This is a genomic window from Loigolactobacillus backii, from assembly GCF_003946275.1.
Lineage (GTDB): Bacteria > Bacillota > Bacilli > Lactobacillales > Lactobacillaceae > Loigolactobacillus > Loigolactobacillus backii.
Window position 1 is genome coordinate 1 of record NZ_RHNQ01000066.1, and the last position, 11,571, is coordinate 11,571.

Below are 11,571 nucleotides of genomic sequence, written 5' to 3' on the forward strand. Positions count from 1 at the left end.
TGAGTAAACAAAAAGCACATTCACCGAAGTGAATGTGCCGTTCAAAATCTCCACCAATACGATTTGACAGAGACCCACAAATAAGAGGCCAGGATTTTTGTCCCGACCTCTTTAGTGTCACAATTTCTGCAACAAATAATTTCAAACCACGCGCTAATTAGAACGTAATTCGTTAGGTAGTTTCCGTATAAAATTAACTACCTAACATCACTTTACCCATTTTTAACGGAACATTGTCTTGGTTGCTCGTGCCATTACTTTTGGATCTTTTTCATAATGGTGTAATGGTGTTAACTCACTAGCAGGAATGCCCAAGAAATGGTAAACGGCGCGCTGGGCACAACGGAATGAATATTGTTCAGTAAAGACCATATCAAATGGCATTTCCGCAAATTGACCAATGAAAGCTAAGTTCTTGGAATGCTTCGGTACAACGGCTGGTCGGTCACCAACTGCCCGGCGATTAAAGAGGGCACTGGCATACGGCATGTAAACTGGAATAACGTTAATAATACTGGCCATAATTTTATCCGTGTGTTGCCGAATATTATCTTTACTGCTATCGACTTCTGCTAGGTGACCCAGTAATTCCTGCAACATTTCACGGCCAGTCATCTCGATAAATGGTTTCTTAACGTAATCCCCTTGCCGCCGTGGATACATTGCGTAGCCCCAAAAGACAGTTTCATTCTCTTTTTGCGCCTTAAAATGAGGCTGATGATGAACAACAATTGAGATCAAGTTGTTACTATCAATCCAAGTATTTAGGGCATTGCCAGGTTGTTGCTGCGTAATCCGCGTTACCTGGTTCAGCAAGTAGTGATCACTGGTTGTGATTGTAAAACTCATCCACTCACTTTGCGATCGGTCGTTAAAGAACTTGTCAGGATGACCTAAATCGTAAAAGTGTTCGGTGGCCTGTTTCCACAATTGAGCACTCGGCGCATACTCCATATTTTCCTTAATTGGCGTATCTAGATCACCAATTGAAGTACTGTCAGTAATGGCACCGTTAGTATCAAAGACAAGATCATTTTCTTCAATCGAGACACTGCCCTTTTGGTTGTCATTATCAACTTCTTCGTATTCTAAACCGGTCACGATGATATCGTCACGAAGTGGTGTGTCTTTAAATTGGAACGCCGTGATTTTACGGTTATTCACAAACTGAACACCACGATCAGTTAGATACTTGCGCATTGGTAATATAATACTTTCATACTGGTTGTAAGGCGTTCTGGTGACTCCGGCAAGTGTATTAATCCGACTAAATTCAAGAATCATCCGGTTTATATAACGGCGTAATTCCATCGCAGAACTTTCCTTCTTAAACGCAAAGGTAGTTTGCCACATATACCAGAAATTAGTCTGAAAAATATGCTGACTAGTTTTGAACCATTGCTTAATACTCACGTCATTTAATTCTTGCTCTTTGCTTTCAGGTAACAACATTAATTTGCTTAACAAATAACGATCGTGATTATTAAACTGCATATGATTATAATCCTGGCGGTCACCTTTATTCCGAATACCGTTAAACTTATCCATTAAACGGGCAACATCATGCGTTGGGTGTGCGTGATCGAAATCTAAAATATCATCCGTTACTGATTGACCAGGATTATCTAATGACGGAACTTCCCGCAATAGATCCCAAAGATTTTCGTACGTCTCCTCATTTAACATTCGACCACCCTCGGCCAAATAGCCCTGGCTGTTTCCAAGTGGTGTAATCCCGTACTCATCCTCATAGGCAGCGACCGTATCACCATCGTTAGCACCATGTTTATTCAGGCCAAACATAGTAATCTGATCACCACGCCAACCACCATCACGAATCAAATAGATACCTGCAGCTAAATTACCGATTCCAGTACCGATCATATAAGCTTTTTGGGTCATTCTAATTACCTCCGATTCTGTTTAAGGACATTTGATATCTACATTATAAACGTTCTCGTACCTGTTTTGTTTAATAATTAGAAAACGCTTAACTACAAAATAACACAGAAAACTGTAAACGTCCGAATTACTCACCACAACTTTTACTTATTTTAATTAATTAGTAAAATTTAATCCGCCAAAATTAATAAATTTATGCATAAATCCATTACTTAGCCACACTCACTACTTGATTGTTTTCCAGATAAAAATATGACCCTGACTATTTAAATTAATCTAAGTGCTCATTTACGGACCACAAGACTTTTCATCCAGGGCCTCATCCTGTAAAAAGAATAAATTATTAAGCAATTAGAATATTTATTGGAATAACGATTAGCACTAGTCTAAAGCACGTCACTAAACATTTTAATAAAACAATGTGAGGTTTCATTGTTTTCTAATTTTATATTTTGTGCTAAACTATAGGCTAACTTATAAAAAGCGAGGTCTTTTACTGTGAGTGGTTATAATGTTGCAGTGGTTGGCGCAACTGGCGCTGTTGGTACCCGAATGATTCAGATGTTAGAGGAGACAACTTTACCAATTAATTCTGTAAAATTGCTAGCATCTAGTCGTTCTGCTGGTAAACAATTAAAGTTTAAAGACCAGACAATTACTGTTGAAGAAACTGTGCCTGATTCTTTTAAGGGCGTTGATCTAGCCCTTTTCTCTGCTGGTGGCGGTGTTTCCAAAAAATTTGCTCCTGAAGCTGTTAAACGTGGCGCTGTCGTTGTTGATAATACAAGTGCTTTCCGCATGGATCCTGAAGTACCTTTAGTTGTTCCTGAAGTTAATGAAAAGGCACTTTATGCGCATCATGGTATCATTGCTAATCCAAATTGCTCGACGATTCAAATGGTTGTTTCACTAGAACCAATTCGCCAAAAATTTGGTCTAAAAAAAGTGATTGTTTCAACTTACCAGGCCGTTAGTGGTGCCGGTAACCGTGCTTTACAAGAGCTACGAACTGAAACGCAAGATTACTTAGATGGCAAAGAAATGCACGCTGATATTTTACCAACTGCTGGTGATAAAAAGCACTATCCAATTGCTTTTAATGTTTTACCGCAAATCGACGTGTTTGAAGAAGATGGCTACTCCCATGAAGAATGGAAAATGATCCACGAAACCAAAAAGATCATGGCTGGTGACATGAACAGTAAGGCTATCAAGGTAACCGCAACTTGTGCTCGCGTCCCCGTTCCAGTCAGTCATTCTGAAGAAGTTTACTTTGAAGTTGAAGACGCTAAAAATGCTAATGTTGCGGGCATTCAAGCTGCTCTACGCAACGCCCCTGGTGTCGTTTTACAAGATGATCCTGATCATCAAATCTACCCAATGCCAATCAACGCGGAAGGTAGTCGCGATACCTTTGTTGGTCGTGTTCGACCTGATCAAGAAGAAGATAACGCCTATCATTTATGGAACGTTTCCGATAATTTATTGAAAGGTGCCGCGTGGAATTCAGTTCAAATTGCGGAACATCTAGATAAATTAAATCTACTACACATGCAATAATGGGCTAGTTATTAGCGTTAGAAAATTTGGTTTGAAGCAAACTAAACTTTCTAGCGCTTTTTTGGTACAGTAAAAGAGAATTTTAAATTAAGGTGTGGGACAAAAGTCTGGGTTCACTTCACGGCCTTGCTTTTTTAAATCGGTTAGTCCGTAATTGAGAATAGTTTTCAATTAGTCTAGATATAAACTATTTCTTCTGCTAAAATTAAAACTTAAATGAGATCTTTTTCATTTTAATCATTATTGGCCTTAGATCGTGTTTGAAAAATACTTTTACTAGTATTCACCTGACTAATTTAGTGTAAACGTGTTTGAAAAAGCAGCTTCCTGCGGTGACCGAGACGAATTGAGTCGCGAGCAGTTACGGACTTTGTAACTGTGACCTTTAAACTTTGCCACAAGAATCGACAACATTCGAGGCGTCCTAAGCTATTTGCGATCTTTGTAAATAACTCACTATAATTGCAGAGTAGAATCTAACCGCTTTTCCAAACACTCTCTCGGTAAGGGGGAAAAGGATGCAACATAAAATAGCCCATTTGAATTTTATCTTAATTTGCCTGTTATTATTAGGCTTTACTATCGACCTCTGCAGTGGACCAACTTGGTACAGCCCACTAACATTGCTTCACCCACACACTGGCTTAGAACAGCAAATAATTCTACAAGTTCGGCTACCTCGTGCGTTGGCCAGTGTGTTAATTGGTAGCTTGTTAGCTGTTGCGGGTCAATTACTACAAACCATTTCACGTAATCCAATTGCTGATCCAGCGATTTTAGGCGTCAATAGTGGCGCAAATCTGGCTCTAATCATTGGTACGGTGGTTGGTATTCCATTTACCATCGCTGCCCGTTTTGGACTTGCATTGTTAGGCGCTTTAATTGCTTTTTGTATTGTGCTTGGCCTATCAGTAACGCGCAGTGGTATGCAACCACTGCGATTAATTTTAGGCGGTACAATTTTTTCAGGCTTTCTTGTCAGCGTGGCTTACGCTGTCAGTTTACTCACCCAGTCAACTGCAAAATACCGAACATTGTTAGTCGGTGGATTCTCCGGTGTAACGTATCAGGCGGTTACTCTGCTTGCCATTACTTTTTTCATTTTAGTTATTGGCCTATTTTGTCTTCGCCAAGAATTGACGCTGCTTGCGCTCAATGATCAATTGGCCCAAGGGTTAGGGACAAAACGAAATTGGACACGTTTATGGGCAGCCTGCCTAATTGTACTTGCCGCCGGTGCCAGTGTTGCCGTGGCCGGTAACATTGCTTTTGTTGGTTTGGGAATTCCCCAATGTATCGCTTTACTCAGCGGCCACAATTTCAAGCATACAGTTGGCCAAGTATTACTTGCTGGGGGCGCCTTTCTCAGCTTTGGCGACGCATTGGCTAAGTCTGCCCATCCACCCTTTGAATTGCCCTTAGGTGCGCTGACTGCTATCTTAGGCGGCTTATTTCTATTCATTTTCCTCTGGCGTAATCAAGAGGAGGCCTTGAATTGACTAATCTAAAAAGAAAACACCGCTTTGGTGCATGGTTTGCTGGTCTATTAGTCCTTTTTGTTCTATTAAGTTTCTTTCAAATGACCCACGGCAGCATTCACCTCTCTTTACATAACGTTCTTACAACCTTAGTTGGCCAAGGTGATGCACAGTCACAACTTATTTTACTGCAATTTCGTTTACCACAAATTATGTTAAGTGTTATCTGTGGCGGTTGTCTGGCCCTTAGTGGTGCAATTTTGCAATTAGTTACTGAAAACCCTTTGGCCGATACTAGCGTCATGGGCATTAATGCCGGTGCCAGCTTAGGCGCAGTAATCTTTCTAGCGCTTAGTCACTACATCAACTTAACACAAACGATTGGTTTACCACTTTTTGCTGTACTTGGCAGTCTTTTAGGTGCTGCAATTGTCTTTATACAGCGGCGTTTGCAACAACCGCTGCAACTTTTATTAATTGGTATCGCCAGCGGTACTTTATTAAATGGCATTATTTTATTGATTGAACTGCAACTTAATCAGTTTGATTTTGACAAATTAATTATCTGGATCAGTGGTGACTTTTGGAATCAAGACTGGAGCTACATTTTTGTTCTAACTTGTGCCATTCTAGTCATTTTGCCATTCATGGTTCGCCAATTATGGGGTAGTGATCTACTAACCCTCGGGCAGCAGTCTGCTAGCAGCCTTGGATTGGCAGTTAGAAACAAACGCCGAAATTTACTATTGCTGGCCGTACTATTAGCCGGGATCGCAGTGGCCGGCGGCGGTGCCATTAGCTTCGTTGGTTTAATGGCGCCACACATTGCACATTCATTAGTTGGTCACAAAAGTCGCTACTATCTCCCCTTAACGGTACTAATTGGCATCGACCTCGTTTTATTTGCTGCAATTGTTGCCGAGGTCGCCTTCGCTCCAAGTCAATTACCAGTCGGACTTGTCGTCGCCGTAATTACCATGCCTTACTTTGTAATTTTGTTACTACACCAGACAAATTAAATTTATAACTTAAAAGGAGTTGTCTTTATGCTTAAGAAAAGATTCTGGATATTCGCTTTATTAGCAGTCACTTTTTTATGTAGCACTGTACGGCCAGTAAACGCGGCCGCTACTCACGCCTTTAAGGCCGAAAATGGCACGGTCCAAGTTCCCAATCACCCAAAACGTGTTGTCGCCGGCCTATATTTAGGCCAAGTAATGTCCTTAGGTGTTAATACTGTCGGTTCTACCAAGTTAGAATTGGCCAACCCTTACCTCAATCAGGCTAAGGTTAAAAAAATTAAAGATGTCGGAACGCCAATGAATCCTGAATCGGTTCTAAAATTAAAACCAGATTTGATCATCACTAGCAATGAGGCCGACACCAAAAAAATGGAAAAAATTGCGCCAACTGTTCAAATTTCTTATACCAAAACTCAAGACTTTTATAAGTCATTAAATTATTTTGCCAAATTATTGAATCGCGATAAACAGGCCGCGGCGTTTAAACAATCATTTAAAAAGACTGCCAAACAACAGTCCAAACGTTTAGACAAGGCCGGAATTAGTCGGAAAAAGACAGTTGGTATTTATGAAATGCAAAACGGTAAATTTTACGCTTATGGTGCCGGATTTAGTCGCGGTGCCCAGGCCTTAACTCATGGTTTAGGCTTTAAATTAGCACCAGCCTTAGCTAAGGTTAATTCCGGCGCTGGTTTCAAAGAAATTTCGATTGAATCAGTACCAAAATATAAGGCCGATTACATGTTTGTCACCAGTTCTAGTGGTAAAGGTACTAAGGACCCTGATTTAGTTGCAATGCAAAAAAATCCAATTTGGAAATCATTACCAGCCGTTAAGGCAAAACACGTCATTGAATTACCATTCAATAAAATGTATTATTACGATCCCTATGCCACTAGAGGACAATTAAAGATTGTGACTGATGCTTTAATTAAGGCCGGTAATTAGTTCCCCTAAAAATATATCCATTAACAAAAAGGCCAACTTAGTCGCTTAAAACAGCGCTATGTTAGCCTTTTTGAATAAGTCACACTATCATAAGTTAGATTGTGTTTATAAAGTACTTTTGCTAATAATTTGCAATTGCGGAATAGTAGTTAAGATTGACGCATACTCGGAACCTAAGTGCTTTTTCAAACACTCCCTAGCTTAAGTAATCCTTAAACTATCCTTCAAATTTATTGATCTGTTTCGTCACAATTTCTTCATATTTAGCCGTTATTCTATATTCATAGTTAATAAGAACCAACTTATTAACCATACCCAAACAACCTAACAACCCTAACAGTTTTAAGCGAGAGCTTAAAACTAACATTTTTCATTTTACTCCTCCAAAGTAAAAGAAAAGTAGTCCTGACCTCCCAATCAGGGCTACACCCTTACCCCTTTTTAGCCGTCACTGTATGTGGCGGTTTTTATTTTGCATTATTTTAGTCTTCCGTTTTTTGTTGTGCGTTTCATTACTGCACAACCTTTTTAATAATTCAGAGGGAGTAGGAAAAAAGCTAGTCGCTTACTGTTTTCGAGTATTACTCTAGAACGTGTACCAAAACCGACTTTTCGCACACTTCTCCTCTTTATTTATTCAATTAATTTAAAAGTACTCCACGGACGAATGTAATCCAATAGTAATCGTTCACTCGGTACAAGGTGCCCAACAACGTTTCGCCGACCATCATTTTCAAGTGGCTGCAACGCAATCTGCAGTTCGGCCTTGTACTGACCGTAATCACTATTCACAATAATCACGTCACCAGGCTGAATCATTCCCTGATTGTCGTGTGCAGGAATAGCTTCATCGCGGTATTTAGTTCGTGGCTGTGTATCTCGTACCAGATAGGCAGATTGATCACCGCGGTACAAGTGCTCATCAGTTAACACAATTTTTCGTTCCAATTCTGAAACGTCCCCAGTTAATTCAACTTGATAAGTTAATTGTTTAGCAAAAAATGCAGTGGCAGCAGCTTTTAGTTCTGTTTCTGAAGCATAAGCATTACCAATAAGCACATCATTAATCATACCCGTTAATACTAAATGCTTAACCTGAACCGCGATTGGTAGGTCACGGTCTTCTTCTAGCGTTGGTAGACCATCTTGAACGGGCCACGGTCCAAAACTAGCCGTCTGAGAACTAACAAAGGCAGCAGTATTTAAATTTCGATCCGTAAAAAATTTCGACCATTTATTAAAGAACGGACGACTCAAACCTGTATAGCGCTGTGGGTAAAAATTGTGACACCCTAATAGATTATTTTTTTCTGGCGAATAATCTAGGATACTATTTAAATAATGAGTTCCGCCACTCATATTGATTTCAATTTTTAAACCATAAGGATTACGCGTCATTCGTGCCTCTTCCATTCCTGAAAAGCCTTCGTCAAGCCGGACACCCCAGGCACCTAAATCATGAAAGAAACTAAGATCGTCGTAGCTGATTCCTAGCTGTTTAAAAAGTCGTGGGTTCATATCAACCATCACAACAAATCCTAATTGATTAGCATACGCAATTGTTTGCTTAAACCGATTAACAACCTCGTCTTGGTTACCAGTAATCTCTAGCAGCGAAGTAAAAACACGTGTATAACCGAATATATGCGCCAAATCCAAATATTCTTTATCTTTTGCAAGTGTTGAATGTTCTGGGTATAACGAAACTCCTAATCGTCTCACTACGAAAAACCTCCGTTATTAAATAAGATTAAAGAAATTATCGATTCATTCCTTTAACCTTATTCTCGCTTATTAGGACATTTTTAACAACCAGAGAATGTCTCAAAAAGCGCCTGGGTTCCGAGCATTACTGACGATGTCGATCGGACTAGGCTAAACCGAAGTCCAAGTCGCAGCCTAGCTTGCCGAATTATTCGCGCAGTGGATAATTTGGCGAGCGTAGCTAAGCACAGGAATCTGCCTTTTTAGACACGTTTCTACTAAATTAGTCGGAAAATACTAATAAGCGTATTTTCTAAACCCGGCCCAGGCCCAAAAATTAATCAGAACATAGTAACCAGTACCTCCACCGATACGCCAATCAATTAATGGTGCATCGTCTTGCGCATTGTTACTTGCTTGCCGCCACCTTTATTCCGTCGAGCTTTAAATCGAACGTGTTGGTTGCCCGATACAATCTTAAAGTGTTTCATCTTACCAGTGAATGGTTTACCTAAGGCCTTAATTCGCACCCATTCATCCATCGCAGCCGCCATTTGTTGTGCGGCCTTAGCGCGATCTGGGTGCCCTTCACGGGTGGCCTCATCAACAATATTCCCGCTTAAATAACGGACTAACTTTTGATTATAGCGTAATAGCTCATCCGTTAATGGTGCATCCTTATATTGATTGAATAAATTTTCAACGTAGCGCATTGCATCCTTACTATCTTTAGGTTGATAAAATCTGTCTTCCGCCATAATCAAAAATCTCCTTGTTTAGATATAATATCTTTAGTTTAGCATAGGCCATATTTGAGAATTACCGTCCAATATTTTTCTGATTGATTCGAACCAAACGAACTTAAAAAACTAGCTCTTATGATTTTTAAACAATTTTTTAGTCAGTTAAGCGCGCTTGACAACGCGCTTAACCTCATAATTAAGTAACCATTTTAAGCTTATTTGGACATTGATTCAATCATAATTAGATCAATTTGCGCGTTTATTTTTACGTACATGGTGGATTCGCCGTGTCATGACCCAGGTCGTCATTGGCACGGTTAGGATGACACTGATTAAAGAAAACAGCACCATTAAAATTTCGGCATCAAAAATTTTGTTGTTTAAAAATTGCCCTAATGAGTAATGTAAATCGACGTACCAGATAAACAACCCTAAAAAGCCACCAAAAAAGCCAAAGAATAGCGTATTAAACGTTGTCCCAATAATCTGTTTACCAACCGTGATCCCATCATAAAATAACTGCTTGGTCGCAATTTTTGGTTGCTGCTGAACGATCTCGGCCAAACCGGCAGAAATTGCCATCGCGGCCTCAGCGATCGCTCCCAATGTACTAAATACGGCCGTCACAATTGAAACTTGCATAAACTTAATACCAATTAACAGCGACATTCCTTCTAAATCATCACTATCTTCCATGCCAAAACCTTGAACGGAGGCCCAATGCTCTACTGGTAAAATTAAGGCCAACAGTACCAGCATAACCAAAATTGAGGCAAAAAAGGCCGTTTGCGTCGTCACTTCATCGTCATTACCTAAGAAGATTGTAACGGCTAAAATAACGATACCAAATATTAACGTGACAACTATTGGCGAAAAGTGTAGCGAAACTAAAACAATTGCAGCAAATAAGAAAACAAAGTTTAATAGTAGGCTCAAAAAAGATAATGCCCCTTGCTTTCCGCCAACCAGTACCATAACTACTAGTAGAAGTAGCCCTAAAGCTGGAATTGTACTCATTTTGCCTTCCCCCTAGTCATTAATAGACTAGCCAAGAAACTGGCCATCGGTACTGCTAAAACAATCCCAACCCCACTGATTAGACTTTGCGTAACACCTAATGACATATTCATTGAGAAGGTGTACCCCCAGGTATTCCCGTTCTTCAAAAAAAGAATGGCCATTGGAAAAGTCTCAGCCACAAAAATTAAGAATAAAACATTTACCAATGGTCCCATAATTGAACGGCCAATTTGCCGACCAGAATTAAATAATGTTTTGGCCGAGATATCTGGTTGTTCCTCACGTAATTGGAAAAGTGTCGCAACGATATCCGTTGATTCGTCCATCACAGCCCCTAAGGAACCAAGCAGTGTTTCCGCAAAGAATAAGGGTCGTGGGGCCACCTGAGTCACGTATTGCATTGATTCATAATAAATTCCCTTTTCACCAGTGAGTTGCATTACAATCAGACTCAATAGCAAGGCAACGGAAGTCCCAACTAAGGTGGCGCCAAAAGTCACTAACATCTGTCTGGTTGGACCTAAAACCAGCCAGAGCGTTAAGGCCGCAAAAATGACGGCCAAGCTTGCAAAAATTAACAAAAAATAACTGCTGTGCAGCATTAGATTTAACGTAATTGCCAAAAAGAATAGCACCATGTTGAGACAGACACTTAGTAAAGCTAACATACCACTAGTGCGCATAATAACGAATAGTAAACTAACCGCTAACCAAACTAGAAATGCCAGAGTCACATCTCGCTTTAAGCCTTGAATTAAACTAACTGTACCGTCTTTTCGTAAAGTAACGAAGACTTCTTGACCAACCTTATACTGTTGGTCATAGGCGCCTGATGTTGTATAAGTATTATGCAGCTTAACGTGCTTACCCTGATAATGCCCATTTAGCAGCTTACCTTCTAATATTTGATTAGTTTGGTGGTCAACATTTTTAAATTGGTCAACTTGCTTGATTGGCTTTCCATTAGCTACCTTCGTAATTTGTACAATTGGTGTTTGGTAAAGTGCTTGATCAAAGTGCGTTCCAATAACCAATAAAAAACCAATTAAAATAATACCGGCGGGCAATAACCAGCGCCGGACTTGTTTCGTCATCTCTATCATCTCATTCAATAGTATACGCGTGGTGCTAGTTTGTAATAATACAAAAAAATTAACAAAAAAGTCCAACACAGTTAGACTCATAAGTGACTAA

The 11,571-nt window shown here is 39.9% G+C and carries 9 protein-coding genes; 4 read left to right on the top strand and 5 right to left on the bottom strand.

Going from position 1 to position 11,571, the window contains the following annotated elements; genetic code table 11:
- Nucleotides 1-222: 222 nt before the first annotated feature.
- On the bottom strand, nucleotides 223-1,902 hold the full coding sequence (locus EKM61_RS09990; protein ID WP_068225973.1) for an oleate hydratase: 1,680 nt from the start codon (nucleotides 1,900-1,902) through the stop codon (nucleotides 223-225).
- A gap of 498 nt (nucleotides 1,903-2,400) precedes the next feature.
- Here EKM61_RS09990 and EKM61_RS09995 point away from each other — a divergent pair, with 498 nt between their 5' ends.
- The 4 genes from EKM61_RS09995 to EKM61_RS10010 all read left to right on the top strand — a co-directional run bounded on the left by EKM61_RS09995 (nucleotide 2,401) and on the right by EKM61_RS10010 (nucleotide 6,910).
- A complete protein-coding gene (locus EKM61_RS09995; protein WP_075168962.1) occupies nucleotides 2,401-3,462 on the top strand; it encodes an aspartate-semialdehyde dehydrogenase in 1,062 nt (353 codons plus the stop codon).
- Between the two features lie 518 nt (nucleotides 3,463-3,980).
- Nucleotides 3,981-4,961 (top strand): FecCD family ABC transporter permease, encoded by a 981-nt coding sequence (locus EKM61_RS10000; RefSeq protein ID WP_068225972.1) that lies wholly within the window; start codon nucleotides 3,981-3,983, stop codon nucleotides 4,959-4,961.
- A complete protein-coding gene (locus EKM61_RS10005) occupies nucleotides 4,958-5,959 on the top strand; it encodes a FecCD family ABC transporter permease (RefSeq protein WP_068225971.1) in 1,002 nt (333 codons plus the stop codon). The genes EKM61_RS10000 and EKM61_RS10005 overlap by 4 nt, the downstream gene beginning before the upstream one ends.
- A 27-nt stretch (nucleotides 5,960-5,986) precedes the next feature.
- The gene (locus tag EKM61_RS10010) at nucleotides 5,987-6,910 is read left to right on the top strand and encodes an ABC transporter substrate-binding protein (RefSeq protein WP_075168963.1); all 924 of its coding nucleotides are present in this window, start codon (nucleotides 5,987-5,989) and stop codon (nucleotides 6,908-6,910) included.
- A gap of 633 nt (nucleotides 6,911-7,543) precedes the next feature.
- On the opposite strand, the gene EKM61_RS10015 is transcribed toward EKM61_RS10010, so the two are convergent.
- From EKM61_RS10015 to EKM61_RS10030, 4 genes are all read right to left on the bottom strand, one after another.
- Entirely contained in the window at nucleotides 7,544-8,632 is a 1,089-nt protein-coding gene (locus EKM61_RS10015) for a DUF871 domain-containing protein (RefSeq protein ID WP_068225969.1), read from the bottom strand.
- A 365-nt stretch (nucleotides 8,633-8,997) separates the two neighbouring features.
- Entirely contained in the window at nucleotides 8,998-9,372 is a 375-nt protein-coding gene (locus EKM61_RS10020; RefSeq protein WP_068225968.1) for a hypothetical protein, read from the bottom strand.
- A gap of 231 nt (nucleotides 9,373-9,603) precedes the next feature.
- Entirely contained in the window at nucleotides 9,604-10,374 is a 771-nt protein-coding gene (locus EKM61_RS10025; protein ID WP_068225967.1) for a YibE/F family protein, read from the bottom strand.
- Nucleotides 10,371-11,471: a YibE/F family protein gene (locus tag EKM61_RS10030; RefSeq protein ID WP_068225966.1), complete on the bottom strand. Its 1,101-nt coding sequence runs from the start codon at nucleotides 11,469-11,471 to the stop codon at nucleotides 10,371-10,373. Before EKM61_RS10030 ends, EKM61_RS10025 begins: the two co-directional genes overlap by 4 nt.
- Between the last annotated feature and the right edge of the window lie 100 nt (nucleotides 11,472-11,571).

Bases quoted from the DNA above. Each gene is read 5' to 3' on its own strand.
- EKM61_RS09990 (WP_068225973.1), bottom strand. From the start codon at position 1,902: ATGACCCAAAAAGCTTATATGATCGGTACTGGAATCGGTAATTTAGCT.
- EKM61_RS10000 (WP_068225972.1), top strand. From the start codon at position 3,981: ATGCAACATAAAATAGCCCATTTGAATTTTATCTTAATTTGCCTGTTA.
- EKM61_RS10010 (WP_075168963.1), top strand. From the start codon at position 5,987: ATGCTTAAGAAAAGATTCTGGATATTCGCTTTATTAGCAGTCACTTTT.
- EKM61_RS10020 (WP_068225968.1), bottom strand. From the start codon at position 9,372: ATGGCGGAAGACAGATTTTATCAACCTAAAGATAGTAAGGATGCAATG.
- EKM61_RS10025 (WP_068225967.1), bottom strand. From the start codon at position 10,374: ATGAGTACAATTCCAGCTTTAGGGCTACTTCTACTAGTAGTTATGGTA.
- EKM61_RS10030 (WP_068225966.1), bottom strand. From the start codon at position 11,471: ATGACGAAACAAGTCCGGCGCTGGTTATTGCCCGCCGGTATTATTTTA.